General features: G+C 67.0%; 16 protein-coding genes. 2 read left to right on the top strand and 14 right to left on the bottom strand.

The genetic code is table 11. From position 1 onward, the window contains the following. Positions 1–65 precede the first annotated feature (65 nt). The 5 genes from EV652_RS19735 to EV652_RS19715 form a co-directional block, all read right to left on the bottom strand. Entirely contained in the window at positions 66–947 is an 882-nt protein-coding gene (locus tag EV652_RS19735) for a carbohydrate ABC transporter permease (protein ID WP_132210624.1), read from the bottom strand. A gap of 108 nt (positions 948–1,055) precedes the next feature. Then, entirely contained in the window at positions 1,056–2,000 is a 945-nt protein-coding gene (locus tag EV652_RS19730; protein ID WP_132210623.1) for a carbohydrate ABC transporter permease, read from the bottom strand. Between the two features lie 14 nt (positions 2,001–2,014). Further along, the gene (locus tag EV652_RS19725; protein ID WP_132210622.1) at positions 2,015–3,307 is read right to left on the bottom strand and encodes an extracellular solute-binding protein; all 1,293 of its coding nucleotides are present in this window, start codon (positions 3,305–3,307) and stop codon (positions 2,015–2,017) included. 91 nt (positions 3,308–3,398) lie between these two features. Continuing rightward, positions 3,399–4,448 carry a LacI family DNA-binding transcriptional regulator gene (locus tag EV652_RS19720; RefSeq protein WP_132210621.1) on the bottom strand — a complete coding sequence of 350 codons (1,050 nt, stop codon included), beginning with the start codon at positions 4,446–4,448 and terminating at the stop codon, positions 3,399–3,401. A 36-nt stretch (positions 4,449–4,484) separates the two neighbouring features. Further along, positions 4,485–5,195, bottom strand: coding sequence for an SDR family NAD(P)-dependent oxidoreductase (locus EV652_RS19715; RefSeq protein WP_132210620.1), 711 nt, complete (start codon positions 5,193–5,195; stop codon positions 4,485–4,487). Positions 5,196–5,249: 54 nt separating this feature from the next. Between EV652_RS19715 and EV652_RS19710 the strand changes: the two genes are divergently transcribed. Together EV652_RS19710 and EV652_RS19705 are read left to right on the top strand one after the other, a co-directional pair. Next, entirely contained in the window at positions 5,250–5,804 is a 555-nt protein-coding gene (locus tag EV652_RS19710) for a MarR family winged helix-turn-helix transcriptional regulator (protein ID WP_199238277.1), read from the top strand. A gap of 72 nt (positions 5,805–5,876) precedes the next feature. Continuing rightward, complete coding sequence (locus EV652_RS19705) at positions 5,877–8,171, top strand: ATP-binding cassette domain-containing protein (RefSeq protein WP_132210618.1); 2,295 nt, start codon at positions 5,877–5,879, stop codon at positions 8,169–8,171. Here the strand turns inward: EV652_RS19705 and EV652_RS19700 are convergent. From EV652_RS19700 to EV652_RS19660, 9 genes are all read right to left on the bottom strand, one after another. Beyond that, on the bottom strand, positions 8,145–8,978 hold the full coding sequence (locus tag EV652_RS19700; RefSeq protein ID WP_132210617.1) for an SRPBCC family protein: 834 nt from the start codon (positions 8,976–8,978) through the stop codon (positions 8,145–8,147). The two genes, EV652_RS19705 and EV652_RS19700, sit on opposite strands and share 27 nt — an antisense overlap. 32 nt (positions 8,979–9,010) lie before the next feature. Beyond that, positions 9,011–10,048: a winged helix DNA-binding domain-containing protein gene (locus EV652_RS19695; protein WP_206752090.1), complete on the bottom strand. Its 1,038-nt coding sequence runs from the start codon at positions 10,046–10,048 to the stop codon at positions 9,011–9,013. Between the two features lie 150 nt (positions 10,049–10,198). After that, positions 10,199–10,987 (bottom strand): SGNH/GDSL hydrolase family protein, encoded by a 789-nt coding sequence (locus EV652_RS19690; RefSeq protein ID WP_132210615.1) that lies wholly within the window; start codon positions 10,985–10,987, stop codon positions 10,199–10,201. A 137-nt stretch (positions 10,988–11,124) separates the two neighbouring features. Continuing rightward, positions 11,125–12,171 (bottom strand): mandelate racemase/muconate lactonizing enzyme family protein, encoded by a 1,047-nt coding sequence (locus EV652_RS19685; RefSeq protein WP_132210614.1) that lies wholly within the window; start codon positions 12,169–12,171, stop codon positions 11,125–11,127. A gap of 2 nt (positions 12,172–12,173) precedes the next feature. Then, positions 12,174–13,490: an ABC transporter substrate-binding protein gene (locus EV652_RS19680; protein ID WP_132210613.1), complete on the bottom strand. Its 1,317-nt coding sequence runs from the start codon at positions 13,488–13,490 to the stop codon at positions 12,174–12,176. Positions 13,491–13,519: 29 nt separating this feature from the next. Further along, positions 13,520–14,602, bottom strand: a complete 1,083-nt coding sequence (locus EV652_RS19675) for a mandelate racemase/muconate lactonizing enzyme family protein (RefSeq protein ID WP_132210612.1) — start codon at positions 14,600–14,602, stop codon at positions 13,520–13,522. A 2-nt stretch (positions 14,603–14,604) separates the two neighbouring features. Then, complete coding sequence (locus EV652_RS19670) at positions 14,605–15,462, bottom strand: carbohydrate ABC transporter permease (RefSeq protein WP_132210611.1); 858 nt, start codon at positions 15,460–15,462, stop codon at positions 14,605–14,607. Continuing rightward, positions 15,452–16,405 carry a carbohydrate ABC transporter permease gene (locus tag EV652_RS19665; RefSeq protein ID WP_132210610.1) on the bottom strand — a complete coding sequence of 318 codons (954 nt, stop codon included), beginning with the start codon at positions 16,403–16,405 and terminating at the stop codon, positions 15,452–15,454. Before EV652_RS19665 ends, EV652_RS19670 begins: the two co-directional genes overlap by 11 nt. Before the next feature lie 3 nt (positions 16,406–16,408). Further along, a complete protein-coding gene (locus EV652_RS19660; RefSeq protein ID WP_199238276.1) occupies positions 16,409–17,836 on the bottom strand; it encodes an NAD-dependent succinate-semialdehyde dehydrogenase in 1,428 nt (475 codons plus the stop codon). Between the last annotated feature and the right edge of the window lie 3 nt (positions 17,837–17,839).

Below are 17,839 nucleotides of genomic sequence, written 5' to 3'. Positions count from 1 at the left end.
TTACTGTCCGTCGAACCCCTGTTCTTACTGCCACCGAACCCACTACCAACCCCCCGCCTTCGTTCTTACTGACCGCCGAAGCCGGTGGTTGCGATTCCCTTGATGATCTGGCGCTGGAAGAAAAGGAACACCAGCACGAGCGGTAATGCGGCCAGGATCGCCGAGGCCATGTTCTGCGCGTACTGCAGGCCGTACGCGCTCTTCACCGTCTGCAGACCGACCGGCAGTGTCATCAGGTCCGCGTCGGTGGTGACGATGAAAGGCCAGAGGAAGTTGTTCCAGGCACCGATGAACACGAAGATCGCCACCGCTGCGAGGATCGGCCGCGACAACGGCAGCACGATCGACCAGAACACCCGCAGCCGGTTCGCGCCGTCCACCCGGGCGGCATCCTCCAACTCCACCGGGATCTGGTCGAAAAAGCGTTTGAGAATCAGCACCATCGCCGGCGCGAACGCCTGCGGCAGGATGATGCCCCAGTAGGTGTCGACCAGGTCGAACGCGAGCATCTGCCGGAACAGCGGGACGATCAGCAACTGCGGCGGGATGATGATGGCCGCGATGATCGCCGCGTACAACCAGCGCCGGCCGCGGAACTCGATCCGCGAGAACGCGTACCCGGCCAGCGCCGACGTCGCCACCGTGATGAAAGTGATTGCGACAGATGTGAGCAGGCTGTTCCACGCCCAGGCCGGGATGTCGCCGGCCGACAGGACTTTCCGGTAGGCGTCGAAGCTGAATCCGTCCGGCGGATTCAGGCTGATCGTCGACGCACCCGCGTCCGCTTCGCTTTTCAGCGACGTCAGCACGGCCCACACGAACGGCACCAGCCAGGTCGCGGCGAGGAACGCCAGCACCAGTAGCGCGACCATTCTGGACACGCTCCAGGGATTTTCGCCAGGCTTGTGACCTTGTTTAACGTTGCGACTCAGGACATATGTGGTCATGGGGCCTCCCGGCCTGGACTGAGGAGCGGAGGGAGCGAAGCGACGGGAGCGACGAGGGAAGGCCGGGAGGCAAAGCCCCATGACCCGCCGGCGCCGAAGGCCCGGCCATCAATACCGGCTCCGGCGGTTGATCAGCTTGTACTGCGCGATCGAGACGAGCACGATGATCGCGAAGAACAGGTAGGAGATGGCCGACGAGTAGCCGAACCGGTAGCCGGTGAAGCCGGACTCGTAGATGTACTGCACGATCGACCGGGTCGAGCCGGCCGGACCGCCGTTGGTCAGCATGTAGATCTGGTCGAAGACCTTCAGCGACGCGAGGATCTGCAGCGTCAGGATCAGCGCGGTCGTCGGCGCCAGTTGCGGGATCACGATCGAGAACAGCTGCCGCCACTTCCCGGCGCCGTCGATCGCGGCCGCCTCGAACTGCTGCTCCGGGATGTTCTGCAACGCGGCCAGGTAGAGCAGGAAGTTGAACCCGATCGTCCACCACAGCGTGGTGACCACGACCGAGATCATCGCCACGTTCGGATCCTGCAACCACGCCACCGGCGCGATCCCGAACTCGGCCAGTACGCCGTTGACCAGCCCGAGCTTCGGGTTGTACATCCAGCTCCAGAACATCACCACGACGGTCGAGGCGAGCAGGTACGGCAGGAAGAACGACAACCGCCACAGCCAGCGTCCCGGCAACCCGAGGTTCACCAGCAGCGCGAAGGCGAACGAGAGGACGACGAGCGGAATCGTGCTGAGCAGCGTGAACCACACGGTGTTGCCCAGCGAACGCCACATGTCCGGGTCCTGCAGAGCCTCGGCGTAGTTGGCGAACCCGATCAGCTTCCCACCCGACCCGGTCAACGTCTGACCGGTGAAACTCAGGACGAGGCCGTACACGGCCGGCACGACCAGGAAGAGCACGAACAGTACGGCGAACGGCGCCGCGAACGCCCATCCGGTCGCCGACTCCCCACGCCGGGCCCGGGCCCGGCCAGAATCCGGGCCCTCGGCAACGACCGGCGTACTGGTCGTGGGGCTGTCGATGGCAGTCGACATCAGTGGCTCTCCTCTCACACCGGCTGCGGACGGTCGAGCAGCACGTTCAGCCGCTTCACGAAACCCTCGAACCCGGCGGCCGGATCCCCGCTGCCGAGGTACACGTTCTGCACGTTCTCCGCGAAGTACTTGTGGAAGTCGCTGCCCGCACCGCCGAACCACACGTCCGGGTCGTAGTTCACGTACGCCGGGATGCCCGCGTAGTTCGACTGCGGCTTCAACTCCTGGTACTCCGCACCCCGCACCACCGGCTGGTACGCCGGGATGTGGCCAGCACCGGCCCACTTCACCGACCGCTTCAGGATCTCCGCGACCATCTGGTACACGTGCCGGCGGCGTTCCGGCGATACCTTCGACTGCCGTGGCAGCACGAACGTGTGCGAGTCGGCGTATGCGGCGTCGGTGCCGAACAGGGTCGGGATCGGGCGGGCGTCGAACGGCAGCTTCGCGTCCTTCAGCACCGGCAGCTCCCACACACCGCCGAAGAACATGCCGCTCTCACCGTGCAGGAACTCGCTGGTCGCCGTACCGCCGTCGCCGCTGCGGGTCGCGATGGTGTCGTCGAGCAGGGAGCGGACGAAGGTGAGCGTCTTCACCGCCGCGGCCTCGTCCACCTGCGCCGGCTGACCCGGCACCAGCAACATATCGGCGCCCATCTGCCGGTAGAGCGTGTAGAACAGCCGCCACATCTGTGAGCCGTCGCCCAGGTAGCCGTAGGAAAGGCCGTGCTTGCCGGTCACCTTCTGCAGCTTGGACGCGACCTCGGTGAACTCCTCCGGGCTCTTCATCGTCTGCAGCGCGTCCGTCACACCGGCCTTCGTCGCGTGGTCGGTGTTGTAGTAGAGGACGAACGGGTGGGTGTCGAGCGCGATCGAGTAGACCTTCCCGTCGTACAAGCCCTTCTGCCAGACCAGCGGCGGGAAGTCGCTCTCGCGGATCCCGACCTCGGCAAGCAGGTCGAGGTCCCACGGCTCCAGCAGGCCGCCGGGTGCGTAGCCGGCGATCCGGGACGCGTGCATGATCGCCAGGTCCGGAGCGCGTCCGCCGGCTGAGGCCATCGCCAGTTTGGTGTAGTACGGCGGCCCCCAGGCGAGCACGGTCTGAGTAGCGGAGAATCCCAGGTTCTGGCCGTTCACGGCGTCCACCAGGCCCGCCATCACGATGCCGTCACCGCCGGTCATCAGGTGCCAGTAGCTGAGGTCGGCGGCTGATCGGGAGGCGCTCGGCGCACAGCCGAGGAGCATCCCGCCACCGGCCAGCGCGGCCGCTCCGGAGAGCAGACGGCGCCGGGAGATTTGTCCTGTCATTCGGTCTCCTTGGAAGGGCGGGACCGATCATTACATCGTTAGAACGTGGCGACAAGACTCCGCAATGTAGTTTTTTGAGGAAAGTTGTCGGTTAGCGTGCGGTGCTGGCGCGCTCGACGAGGCGGTGCGGGATCATCACCCGGCGCGGCGCCGCGTCCCGGTCGGCCATCCGCTCGGCGAGCAGATCCAGCGCCGACCGGACGAACTCGCGCCGGTCGAAATCGACCGTCGTCAGCGGCGGGATCATGAACTGGCTCTCGAGGATGTTGTCGAACCCGGCCACCAGCGTCTGCTCCGGCACGCCGATCCCCGCCGTCCACAACGCCGCCAGCGTGCCGGACGCCACCGTGTCGGTGAAGCAGAAGAACGCATCCGGCAACTCGTGCTCGGTCAGGTACTTCCCGACCACGGTCGCCGCGCCTTCAGGCTGCCACCGGTCCAGGTTGATCTCGAGCGCCGGATCATGCGGTACGCCGGCCGCCTCGAGCGCCTGCCGATAGCCCGCCGTGCGCAGCCTGGACGCCGCCGTTCCAGGTGCGTCCGCAGTGCCCCCGAGAACACCGGCACCACTCGATCCGCGAGGGATTTCCGGCGTACCCACGGCTGCGATCCGCCGGCAGCCCTGTGCCAGCAGGTGGTTCGTCATGTCCCGTGCCGCCGCGACGTTGTCGATCGCGACCTGGCTGACCAGATCCTGGTCGACATCACCGATCAGGACGACGGGCGGCAGCGGACCGGCCGTCATCACCGCACTGTCGTCCAGGTTCACCGGGTTGAGGATCAGTCCGTCGACGAGGTGCGCACGGCCCTTGGACAGCAGTTCGAACTCGCGGTTCGGCTCGGCCGCGGTCTGCTCGATCTGCACACCCCAGCCACGCTCGTGCGCCAACTCGACGACGAGGTAGGTGATCTCGGCGGAGTACGGCCGGAGCAGGTCGGGCAGGGCGAGCGCGATCATCCCGGACCGGCCGTTGCGCAGCCCGCGGGCGCTCATGTTCGGCACGTAGTCCAGCTCGTTCAGGGCCTGCTCGACCCGGGCCTTGGTCTCCGGACGGACGAAAACGACACCGTTGATGACGTTCGACACCGTCTTCGGAGACACCCCGGCCAGCTTGGCGACGTCTTTGACGGTGGCACGCATGCGGCCATTGTCACACTTGCCTACGTTGTCATGAATTCAGCGCGTTGTGAGGGCCCCGCCGTTCACGTGCAGCACCTGGCCGGTGAGGTGCCGGCCGCCGGCCGAGGCGAGGAAGTGAATCGTCTCGGCGATGTCGGTCACGGTGCCCTCGCGTTTCGTCATCGTTGCCTCAAGCAACCGCGCGCGCCGTTCGCCGGTCAGCCGCCCCTGGAAGTACTCGGTGTCCGCGGTGAAACCGGGCGCGACCACGTTCGAGGTGATGCCGCGCGGTCCGAGTTCGGCCGCGACATCGAGATTCCAGGTCGTCAGCGCAGCCTTGGCCGCACCGTACGATCCGGCCCCACGAGCGCCCGCGATCGAGCCGATGTGGACGACGGCGGTCGTCAATCGCGACTCGAGCGCGGTGGTGGTGAGGACGGCCGACAGCAGGTTGGCGTCGAGGTTGGCCAGCCAATTCGCCTTCAATTGCGCGAGTCCGCCCTGCTCACGACCGAAGTCGGTGTTGCCACCAGCGTTGTTCACCAGTACGTCGACCTGCTCCGGCAACTCGTCGAGCAGGCGCTGGACCTGTGCGGGGTCGGTCGCATCGCACACCACTCCCCTGGCTCCGAGGTCGGCAGCCGTTTTCGCCAGTACGTCTTCGCGACGACCGGTGATCACCACGTCGTCGCCGTCCGCGCGGAACCGCTCGGCGGTCGCCCGCCCGATTCCGGTCGCTCCTCCGGTCACCACGATGGTCCGGGTCACGGCACTCCTCACGTTTAGGTCTAAATGTTTAGGCCTAAACGTAGCATGGTGACCATGGCTTCCCAACGCGACGGCTACCCCTTCGACGGGCCGAGCCCCTACCCCGCCGCGGAGATCGCCCGCGCCTGGGAGCGGGAGCGACCCGGTACGCCGACCGACTCGATCGAGATCGTCACTCCCCTGTGGCGACTGGCGAAACTGTTCGCCGACGACCGCCGCCGGCTGCTCGCCGATCTCGGGGTCGACCCCGCGACTCTCGATCTGCTCAGCGTGCTGCGCCGGGCCGGATCGCCGTACGAGGTGAGTACGCGCGAGTTGAGCCGCCGTACCCTCGTCACCGCCGGAGCGATCTCGCAGCGGGTCGCCCGCGCCGAGGACGCCGGACTGGTCACCCGTCGTACCGCGGATGACGGCACGCGAGCCGTGCTCGTCACGCTCACCGAGGCCGGCCACGACCTGATCGAGCGAACCGTCGACCAGGTGCTCACCCGCGAGTCCGAACTCGTCGCCTCCATCCCGCCCGCGAACCGCGAGCAACTGGCCGGCCAACTGCAGGATCTGCTCGACCAGGTCGGTCAGATTGCTCGCAAACCTTCGTCGGGCGTATAAGGTTTTCGCAGCGTCCTCAGCGGTAGCTCGCACGCCAAGTGCCAACGACTGGTTCAATGTCACAATTGAAGGATGCCTGCTTCCGAATCGACCGCCTCCGCCGGTCACACGGCCGCCGACAGCCACGACGTCATCCAGGTGCGGGGCGCCCGCGAGAACAACCTCAGCGGTGTCTCGCTGGACATCCCCAAGCGCCGGCTCACCGTCTTCACCGGAGTCTCCGGCTCCGGCAAGTCGTCCCTCGTCTTCGACACCATCGCCGCCGAATCACAGCGGCTGATCAACGAGACCTACACCGCCTTCATCCAGAACTTCATGCCCAGCCGCAGCCGGCCCGACGTCGACTCGCTGCGCAACCTGTCCGCCGCGATCATCGTCGACCAGGAGCGGATCGGCGCCAACTCCCGCTCCACGGTCGGTACGGCGACCGATGCCCACACCATGCTGCGCGTCCTGTTCAGCCGGGCCGGGACGCCGTACGTCGGCGGGCCCGGAGCGTTCAGCTTCAACCTTGCCGACGGGATGTGCCCTGTCTGCGAAGGGCTCGGCCGGACCACCGAGTTCGAAGTGGACGAGCTGGTCGATCGGGAGAAGAGCCTCAACCAGGGCGCGATCAAGGCGCCCGGCTACGCGGTCGACAGCTGGCACTGGCAGCTGATGGCGACGACGGGTCTGTTCGATCCGGATCTGCCACTCAAGGACTATCCGGCCGAGAGCTGGGAGCAGTTCCTCTACCAGGAGCCCACCAAGATCCGGCTCGGCAAGAGCAATCTGACCTTCGAGGGTCTCGTCTCGAAGCTCAAGCGCGGCTTTCTGGGCAAGGATCGCGAGTCGATGCAGAGCCACCTGCGCGCGTTCGCCGACCGGGCCATCCGGCAGACGACCTGTGCGGCCTGCGGCGGCGCCCGGCTGAACGAGGCGGCCCGCTCGGTCACTGTCGACGGCTGGACGATCGCCGAGTGCTCGGCGATGCAGATCAGCGACCTCGCCAAGTTCGTTGCCACGATCAACCACCCGGCCGTCGGGCCGATGATCGAAGGACTGCGGGAGAGCCTGGACTCGATGGTCACGATCGGGCTCGGGTACCTGAGTCTCGATCGCGAGTCGTCGACGTTGTCGGGCGGTGAGGCACAGCGGGTGAAGCTGGTCCGGCATCTCGGGTCGAGCCTCGCCGATGTCACCTATGTGTTCGACGAGCCGACCGTCGGGCTGCACCCGCACGACATCCAGCGGATGAACGACCTGCTGCTGCAATTGCGGGACAAGGGCAACACCGTGCTGGTGGTCGAGCACAAGCCGGAGACGATCCGGATCGCCGATCACATCGTCGACCTCGGCCCGGGGGCCGGCCTGGCCGGTGGACGGCTTTGTTTCGCCGGCAATCTCGACGAGTTGAAGAAGTCGGGCACCTTGACCGGGCGGTACCTGGACCACCGGGTCACCGTGCGGGACGACGTACGGCGTCCGACCGGCAAGTTGTCCATCGAGGGTGCGACCCTGCACAACCTGCGGAACGTCAGCGTCGACATCCCGCTCGGAGTGCTGACCGTCGTCACCGGCGTTGCGGGATCCGGGAAGAGCTCACTGATCCATGGATCGCTGGCCGGGCGGGATGGCGTGATCATCGCCGGCCAGGAGCCGATCCGTGGGTCCAGGCGGAGCAATCCGGCGACGTACACCGGTCTGCTCGATCCGATCCGGGCCGAGTTCGCGAAGGCGAACAAGGTGAAGCCGGGGCTGTTCAGTGCCAACTCGGTGGGTGCCTGCAAGACGTGCAAGGGCATCGGTCTGGTCTACACCGATCTGGCCATGATGGCCGAGGTCGCGTCGGTCTGCGACGACTGCAACGGTGCGCGGTTCACGCCCGAGGTCCTGGCCTACAAACTGCGGGGCAAGAACATCAGCGAGGTTCTCCGGATGACCGTGACGGAGGCGCGTGACTTCTTCGCTCGCGGCCCGGCCCGGAGCATCCTCGACCGGTTGTCGACGGTCGGCCTCGGGTACATCGGTCTCGGGCAGCCGCTCACCACGTTGTCCGGCGGCGAGCGTCAGCGGCTGAAGCTGGCGATCAACATGGGCAAGACCGGATCCGTCTACATCCTCGACGAGCCCACCACCGGTCTGCACCTGGCCGACGTGGACCAACTGCTGGCGATGCTCGACACCCTCGTCGACGACGGCAACACCGTCATCGTCATCGAGCACCACCAAGCCGTCATGGCCCACGCCGACTGGCTGATCGACGTCGGGCCGGGCGCCGGCCACGACGGCGGGCAGGTCGTGTTCACCGGCACACCCGCCGACCTGGTCGAGAGCAGCCCGACCCTGACCGCGGAACACCTACGGCTGTACGTCTCCGGTAACTAACTCGGCGGCCAGCGACTCGATCAGGTCATGCCATGCATCGAGGTAGTCGGCGGCGGGGCCGGTCTGGGCAAGTACCAGGCGGGCTCCGCCGTTCCCGTCCCGGAAGGTCCAGGTGACCTCCCCCTGCGACCAGGTGTAGGTCAGCCGCTCCGGCTCGGCGATGTCGGTGACCGGACCAGCGTCGATGCCCTTGGCAACGAACCCGGCCGGCGGCAGGCTTCCGACGGACCCGGTCGCCGCGCCGGCCAGGAGTTGCCAGACGAACTCCTTCGGCCGGACGAGTTGCCGCTCGAACCGGACACCACCGTCGTCGAGCACGACGCCCCGGTCCAGGCCGTACACCTTGACGAAGTGCTCGTGCAGTACGGCGTAGTCCTTCGCCGGCACCGCCGATCCGCCGAGCACCTTCTCCATCGCGTCGAAGCACATGATCCAGCCGCTGGTGAAGCTCGCCGACCCTGGCCGGTCGTCGTGCGTCGCCGTCAGGTGCAACGTGCACCCGTCGGCCGACGGGACCAGCTCCCACCGCAGCACCTCGTCGCCCCAGGTGTACTCGATCAGCCGCGGCGGTTCGTACGCGCGGATCACGCCACGGCTCTGCTCGTCGATCGGCGCGCCGGGGTCCTCCTCGAAGGTGAACGTGATCGGCCCGTCCAGCCGCAGGTCCAACTCGACCGCAGCCGGGAACCACCCCGCCAACTGGCCCGGTTCGGTGATCGCCCGCCAGACCTTCTCCACCGGATGCCGCAGTTCGCGCTGCATCCGCAGGACGGTCCGGCCGTTCTCCGTGTTCAGGGTCTCGGTCATGAGCCCATATATACCGGATGAGGCATATACGATCAACCGCGGAAGCGTGCCACGTCCTCGAGTTCCGCCGCCAGCTTGTCGGGATCCGGCGCGTGGTCGCCGAAGAGCTCGTACGACCGGTCGGAGTGCTTCCAGGACCCGACAACCCGGCCTCCCGCGACCACCGCCGGGCGCAACATGCCGCCACCAGGGTGGATGTGTTTGCGGTACTCGTCGGCCAGCGCGTGCCGCCGGTCGTCGTACCCGAGTAGGTACGGGTCGAACTCCCCCAGCAGTCGCAGGTCCGCGCAACCCGGCAGGTCCTCGACTGCCGAGAACTCGACTCCATCGACGTCGAACGACATCGTCGCGGCGGCCTGCAATCCCTTGCGCGCGACCGGCACCGCCAGGCCCGACCAGGTCGCGAAGTCTCGCGCTGTCGCCGGGCCGTACGCCGTCAGGTAGCGCCCCGCCAGGTCCTCGAGCGAGCCGTCGAGGGCTAGCGGCTTGCCGAGCCAGTCGCGGACGGCGACCCACGACTCGTTCTTGTCATAGCCCGGTCCGTAACACAGCCGCCCGAGCAACCCGGTGTGGCGGATGAGGGCGTACACCTGCTGCCCCTTCGGCTCGGCGATGAGCCCGGCTTTCACCAGTACGTCGGCCAAGCCCGAGCGACTCGTCGGTCCGTTGGCGAGCAACTGCTCTTCGATCAGGTCGGCCGCTTCGGACCGAATCGCCTCGGTCAGGCCCAGTTCGCCGTACCGGCGCTCGGAATCCTTGATGAGTTTTGGGCCGAGCAGTCCGAGCAACGGCCCGGCGTGTTCGGTCGCGACGAGTTGGAGGGTGCCGCGCATGAACCAGCCGCGGACGACTGACCGGTCGATCTCCTGAGCACGGGACACGTCGGCGAAGGTGGTCGCGGTGGAGCGGGCGCGGACGGCGTACGCGGCGCCGCGCCAGCTCTGCGCCTGCAGTCCCCCCGTCCGGCACACGACGTCGGCCACCCCTCCGGGGCCGGCCTCGTCCACCGGACGCGCCAAACAGTTCGCCTGGAACCGAACCGCTAACAGCCAGTCACCAGACCTCTGCACCACCCCAGCATGACACCACGAACCGACACTTCGCGCAGCCCCAAACCCCACCCCATTTGGCTGGCTGACCCACGCGGTGATGGGTTTGCCACCCTGAATCAGGGTGGCAAACCCACAACGTGGATGGTCAGCCAGCCAAACGCGCGTCCGTCAGGCCAGCGCGTCGTCGACCAGGTTGGCGTAGGCGGTCTGGCCGGTGACGTTGGGGTGGTAGGACTCGCTGACCGGGTTGGAGAGGCCGTTGATCCACTCCGGGCTGCCGCAGACGGCGTGGCCGATGAAGACCGAGGTCGGGTTGACGAAGGTGAAGCCGGCTGCGCTCGCCGAGGCCGCGACCTTCGAGTTGAGCAGGTCGGCGGTCTGGTTCAGCCGGGTCATCTCGGTCGGGCTGAAGAACGTGCCCGCGTTGCAGTCGGTGCCGTTGAACAAGCGCGGGTAACCGACCACGACGACCCGCGCGGACGGCGCCTTGGTCTTGATCGACCCGTAGAGGCCGTTCAGCCGGCCGGGCAGCGTGTTGTTGATGATCGACTGGGCGTTGTTGACCGCTGCGGTGCAGTCAGCGAGCCAGGACGGCTTGGCGCACTCGGTGATCACGGACGAGAACCCGGCATCGTTGCCGCCGACCTGGACGGAGACGAGATTGGCGGACGCCGTCACCGAGCTCAACTGGTTGGCGGTGACGTCGGCGACCCGGGCACCGGAGCAGGCGACGAAGGTGAGGTCGGCACCGATCCGGGCGGCGTCGATGTACGGGTAGGCCTTCGTCGAGCGCTGGCAGGAGCCACTGTCGGCGATGTAGCTGCGGGTGCCGACACCCGAGGCGTACGAATCACCGAGCGCGACGTAGTTGGGCGCGGCCGCTTGCGCGATTCCGGGACTGAGGAGCATCGCGGCGCCAAGGGCCGCGGCGGACAGCAGACTGGCGATGGACTTCATGGGGCGGACCGCCTTTGCATGTGCGAGGGGTGGCGACAGAAGTACTCAAAGTCACGATCGCCGACTCGCGAGTAACACACAAGGGTCTGGTAAGAAATTCACCGCCAGTTGCCGATCCTGGTAGGCCGCGTTTCCGGTCAGTCGTTCCAGGACGACAGACCAGGGCCGAGCGGCAACGGGTAGCAGCCGTCCGCCAGCTCGACCCGGCCGTCCGCGGGCAGCAGTCCACTCTCCACATAGATCGTGTTCGGTAGCGCGGCCAGCACGTGGATGTGTGCGCCTCCCCCGTGCGAGGCGTACGGCACGCCGAACCCAGCCGCCATCAGCCCGATCTCCAAGCAGTCGGTGAGCCCACCGGCCCGCCGCAGATCCGGCTGTACGACGCCCACCCCGCCGCGGGCGATCAGGTCACGGAAGGCGGCCTGCCCGTAGCGGTTCTCGCCGGTCGCGATCGGGATGTCCAGCTTCTCGGCCAGCCGGACGTGGCCGTCGGTGTCGGCAGCGGGCAACGGCTCCTCGAACCACCTGCAGTCGAGCTCCTCGTACACCCGGCCCCGCCGCAGTGCCTCGGAGTACTCGAAGGCCTGGTTGGCGTCGACCATCAGCGGTGCGTCCGGTCCGATCACCGCACGCACCGCCTTGATTCGCCGGACGTCCTCACTGAGCGGACCGCCCCCCACCTTCATCTTCACGCCCCGGAAGCCCTGCTCCATCGCCTTGGCCGACACGGCCTCCAGGCCCGTGACGTCCAGCTCGAGCCAGCCCACCATCGCGTACGTCGGGATCGCGGTTCGCTGCGCGCCGAGCAGCTTCCAGACCGGCACGTCCAGCGACTTGCCGAGGAGATCCCACAACGCCAGATCGATCGCCGAGATCCCGTACGACGACAGCCCGGCCGTCCCCTGGTAGTCGGTCAGCGTCTGCAGCTTCTGCCGGATCCCGCGGATCAGCGTCGGGTCCTCGCCGACGATCGCGGGCGCCAGCTGCTCGGTGACGATCTGCGCCAGCACCGCCGGCGAGCTCGCCACCCGGCCGAAGTAGGTGTTGCTGACGCCGCTCACGCCCTCGTCGGTGTCGATCCGCACCCGGGTGTGCCCGTCGCGGTCGAGCAGCTGGATCGCGTCCCGGACGGCGTGCGCCTTGGGTTTCGACACCACCTGGACGCTGACCTGGGTGATCTTCATCGTCACCCCTTGCCCGCGAGTACGTCTTCGACCTTCTGTTTGACGCTGCCGAGCGCGGCAGCCGCGGTCCGTTTGCCGCTCCAGACGTCGTCGAGCACCGGGCGGTAGATGGTCCGGGCGCGTTCGATGTAACGGCTGAAGTTCTCGTTCACGGCATTGTCCAGCGCCAGCGTGACCAGGGCGAGGTTGGCCGGGCCCTTGTCGTCGGGCACGAACAGCGCCGACGAGCTCTTGCTGACCGGCATGAATCCCCGGGACTCGGCGAGCAGCTTCGCCGCGTCCGCGCCGGCGCAGTACTTGAGGAAGTCCCAGGCCGCATCGGGGTCCTTCGAGGCCTTCGGGATCGCCAGCACCGTCATCGTGTTCACCGTCTTGCGAGCGACCTTCATCGGAGGCGGGAAGATGTCCCACTTCACCTTCGCGTTCTTGCGCAGGTACGGGATGCCGCTGGTCAGCGCGAGCAGCATCGCGACCTTGCCGGTCCCGAGCTGGGACAGCGCCCAGTTCGGCGTCTGCCGGCCGGCGGTGACGGTGGCGAAGTCGGGGTGCACCTTGTGCACGAGGGCGAGATCGGCGATCCACTGGACCGCCTCGGCCGCCGGCGGCTCGGCCAGGGTGAAGCGGGTGGCGTCCTTGGAGTAGATGCCGTCGCTGCCGTTGTTGACCGGCCACACCGTCTCCAGCGAGGTGTCGGGGAAGATCAGTGCACCCCACCGCTCGCCGTTGGGTTTGGTCAGCTTCTTCGCGGCGTCGAGGAAGTCGTCCCAGGTCCAGCCGCTGGCGGCCCAGTCCTTCGGCGGCAGTTCGACGCCGGCCTCGGCGAACGCGTCGACGTTGCAGTAGATGACGCCCGGGTTCGTCATGATCGGCCAGGCCGCGTGCGCACCGTCGGACTGCTTCGGGAAGTTGAAGGCGACCGGGAAGTACTCGTCCGGCTTGATGCCGTCCTTCTCCAGGTAGGGCCGCAGATCGAGCAGGGATCCCTCGGCGTAGTACCCGGCGACGTAGTCGTCGTTGATCCGGATCGCCGTCGGCGCCGCACCGGACGACAGCACGGTCCGCAGCTTCGTGTCGTAGTCGTCGCCCGGCACGGACTGGATGTCGAGCGTCTTGCCGGCGCCCTTGGCCCAGTTCTCCGCGACCGTGTACAGCGGAGTTCCGCTGGTGGTGTCCCAGGTCAGAAAGGACGCGTTACCACCGCCCCCTCCCCCGGAACTGTTGCCGCCGCAGGCGGACAGCGGTACGCCGACCGCGATCGCTCCGGTCGTCAGGCCGACGGCTCTGAGCACCGACCGTCGAGAAATCTGTTGTGCCGTCATGGTCGTTCCTCTTCTGTCAGGGGTGGACTTCAGTTGGTGCGCAGCTTGGCGATCGCGTCCTCGTCCAGCTCGATCCCGAGCCCGGGCAGCTCCCACGGGGTGATCTCCCCGTCCACCGGGACGAGCGGGTTCTGCCAGATCGGCACGTCGTCGAGGATCGGGTTGTGCTCGATGTTGTATTCCTGCGGGTAGACGCAGGACGGCGTGCTGACCCAGAGGTGGGCGTGCGCCGACGTACCGATCGTCTGCTGGGTGTTGTGGACCGTGATCGGCTTGGTGAAGGTGTCGGCGAGTACGGCGATCTTCTTGAACTCCGTGATCCCGCCGCACTTGATGACGTCGGGCTGCAGGATGTCGACCCGGCCCTGCAGGATCAGTTCGCGGAACTGCCAGCTGGTGTACTCCTGCTCCCCGACCGCGATCGGGATGTCGACCGCGTCGGCCAGCCGCCCGTACGCCGCATAGTCGTGCGCGGCCAGCGGCTCCTCGAAGTGCCAGACGCCGAGATCCTCCAGCGCGTGTGCGAGCTTGATCGCGGTGTGCTCGTAGTACGCGTTGTTGACGTCGACCAGGATCGGGAAGTCGTCCCCGACCAGTTCCCGGACGGCCGTCACGGTCGCGATGGTCTGGTCGAAGCCGTCGTCGTGCATCCACGGCGTCGACGAGTGGATCTTGTAGCCGTGGAAGCCCTTCTCCTGGAAGGACTGCGCGCGTTCGGCCTCCTCCTGCGGGCTCATCCCGCGCGCCATCGAGCTCGCGTAGACCTTCGCACTCTGGCGGTACTTCCCGCCGAGGAGCTTGTAGGTGGGCAACCCGGCGGCCTTGCCGAGCAGGTCCCACAGCGCGATGTCGATCCCGGCGATCGCGTTCAGCTGGGCGCCGCCGGGGCCGAGCTTGTACGGCTTCGTGTACAGCCGGCGCCACAGTCGCTCGATGTCGGTGGCCTCCTCGCCGATCAGCAGCGGGGCGAGCGCCTGTTCGACCACGCTGTGAGTGACGTGGGCGTTCATCGGGCTGACTTCGCCGACGCCCACCAGACCCTCGTCGGTGTGGACTTTCAGGATGTGCAACTTGTCGATCAGGATGATCGATTCGATCCGGGTGATCCGCATGGTCAACCTTTCAGGCCGGACATCGTGATGCCCTGGACGAAGTACTTCTGGGCCAGCAGGAAGAGCAGGAGCGGCGGCAGGATCGTCAGCGTCGCGGCCGCCATCATCAGGTTCGTCTGGGTGAAGTACTCACCCTTGAACAGCGCGAGCGCGATCGGCATCGTCTGCAACCGCGTCGAGTTGAGGAAGATCAGCGGCCCGAACAGGTCGTTCCACGACCCCATGAAGGTGAGCGCGCCGACCGCCGCCAGCGCCGGTTTCACCTGCGGCAGCATGATCCGCCAGAAGGTGCCGAAGGTGGACGCGCCGTCGAGCTTGGCCGCCTCCTCCAGTTCCATCGGTACGCCGCGGAACGCCTGTCTGAGCAGGAACGTGCCGAAGACCGGTGTCAGTACGTTCGGGATCCACAGCGGGTAGTGGGTGTCGATCCAGCCCATCTCGCGGAACAGCATGTACTGCGGAACGAGATAGACCATGCTCGGGATCATTGCCGTCGACAACAACAGGGCGAAGGCCAGGTTCTTGAAGGCGAAGTTCAGCCGGGCGAAGCCGTAGCCGGCCAGCGAGGCGAACAGCAACAGGAAACCGACGTTCAGCGCGGCGAGCTTCACGCTGTTCAGGAAGAACGGCAGCAAGCCGTCGCCGGCTTGGGAGTAGTTGACCCACTGGTACGTCGACGGAATGAAGGTCGGCGGCGTCTGCAGGACCTCGTTCTCCGGCTTGAGCGACGCGCTCACCATCCACAGCAGCGGCATCGCGAACACCACCGCGAAGAACAGCAGGGTGGCGAAGACGACGATCCGGCGCGGGAGGTGCCTTGGCGGCCTGTTCAGCGGAACGCGGAGCGTTTCAGTTGTCATAATGTACCCACCGCTTCTCCATCTTCCACTGGATCGCGGTGACTACACCGACGATGACGAACAGCACCCAGCCCATCGCCGAGGCATAGCCCAGCCGGCCGTGCCCGAAGGCCGCCTCGTAGATGTGGAAGATGAACACCGAGGTGGCGTTGTTCGGTCCGCCCGACGTCATCACGTAGATGATCCCGAACACCTGGAACGACGTGATGAACTGCGTGATGGTGAGGAAGAACAGGCTCGGTGTCAGCAGCGGGAAGACCACTGCCCAGAACCGCCGCCAGGCCGTCGCGCCGTCGACCGTGGCTGCCTCGGTCAGTGACGGGTCGATGTTTTGCAGGCCGGCCAGCAGGATCACCATCGGGTAGCCGACGCCTTGCCAGATCGCGACCACGATGACCGCGATCAGCGCCGTCTTGGTGTCCGACAACCAGGCCGGCCCGTCGATCCCGATCGTCTTCAGCGTCGAGTTGAACAACCCGTTGTCCGGGTCGTAGAGCCAGAACCAGACGAAGCCGATCGCGACCACGTTCGTCACCACGGGCGAGTAGTACAGGGTCCGGAAGATGCCGATGCCCTTGACCTTCTGGTTGCACAGGACCGCCAGGCCGAGCCCGATCAGGATGGTCAGCACAACCACGACGACGGTGAAGATCACCGTGTTCCGCAGTGAGGAGTAGAACGTGTCGTCGGCGGTGAACAGCTCGCGGTAGTTGCCCAGGCCGAGGAACTCGGGTTTGTTCAACCCGGACCAGTTGGTCAGCGACACCACCAGGGACGCAGCGACCGGAGCCAGCTGGAAGAACAGCACCCCGAAGATCACCGGACCGACGAACAGCCAGCCGGCCAGGTTCTGCCGTTTCGGTTTCACCCTCGGCCGTTGGCGGACCGGCGGTCCACCGTCGACGTCCGGGGGTTTGAGAGTCGGGAGTACGGCGTTGGCCATGCGTTACACCTCGATCCCGATGTACTTCTCCTCGAGGAACTCGAGGATGCCTTCGGAACTGCCTTCGCGGCCGAGCCCGGACTGTTTCGTGCCCCCGAACGGAGCCGCGGGATCGCTCAGCACACCCCGGTTGACCGCGACCATGCCTGCGTCGATCCGCTGCGCGACCGCCAATGCCTGGCCGGGATCGCCGTACAAGTAGGCGATCAGGCCGTAGATGGTGTCGTTGGCCATCGCGACCGCGTCGTCGACCGCGCTGAAGGAGACGATCGCGGTGACGGGGCCGAAGATCTCGGTCCGGTTGATCTCGCTGCCGTGCCGTACGTCGGTCAGCACCGTCGGCGGGTAGAAGGCACCGATCGCCGGCGGTTCGCCGCCCAGGGCCACAGTGGCGCCCTCGGCCACCGCCTGCTCGACGAGCCGGGATACCTTGTCGCGTTCCTCCGGCGACACCAGGGCGCCGACATCGTTCGACCGGTCGGCGCCCGGACCCATCGTGAGCCCCTTCATCGCCACGGTGATCCGGGTGGTGAACTCCTCGACGAGCGAGTCGTGCACGTAGAACCGGTTGGCCGCCGTACACGCACACCCGCCGTTGCGCATCTTCGCGACCATCGCGCCCTCGACGGCGGCGTCCAGGTCGGCACCGGGCAGGACCACGAATGGCGCGTTCCCGCCGAGCTCCATCGACGAGCTGACCACCTGGTCGGCGGCCTCCCGCAGCAGCAGGCGGCCGACCTCGGTTGAGCCGGTGAAGGACAGCTTGCGTACGGCGGGATGGTGCAGCATCGCGCTCACCGCCGGACCGGTGGGCACCGGCGTCACCAGGTTCACCACCCCCGCCGGAACACCGGCCCGGCGGAGTACCTCGACGATGTAGGCGGCGGTGAGCGGAGTCTGGGTGGCCGGCTTCAGCACGACCGAGCAGCCGGCCGCCAGCGCGGGCGCGATCTTGCGGGTCGCCATCGCCGCCGGGAAGTTCCACGGCGTGATCAGGACCGACACCCCGATCGGATCGCGCCTGACCACGATCGTCTTGTCGCCCGACGGCGACAGCCTGAAGTCGCCACCGATGCGGACCGCCTCCTCGGCGAACCAGCGGAAGAACTCGGCGGCATAAGCGGCCTCACCGAGTGCGTCGGCGTACGCCTTGCCGTTCTCGGCGACGATGATGGCGGCCAGTTGCTCGCGTTCCGCGGTCAGGATGTCGAAGCAGTCGCGGAGGATCTCCGAGCGCTGCCTCGGTGGGGTCGCGGACCAGCCGGCCAGCGCATCCGCCGCGGCGTCCACGGCCGTCAGACAGTCGGCCTCGGTGGCCGCCGCGAACTTGGCCAGCTCGGACCCGTCGGCCGGATCGTGGACTGCGAAACGCCGGCCGTCGGCGCCCGGCCGCCACTGGCCGTCGATGAACAGATCGTGCGGAGAGATCATCTG

The sequence above is a fragment of the Kribbella steppae genome (assembly GCF_004342025.1).
GTDB lineage: Bacteria > Actinomycetota > Actinomycetes > Propionibacteriales > Kribbellaceae > Kribbella > Kribbella steppae.
Note: the sequence above shows the minus strand (reverse complement) of the source record. Positions and strands in the feature narration are given on the sequence as shown.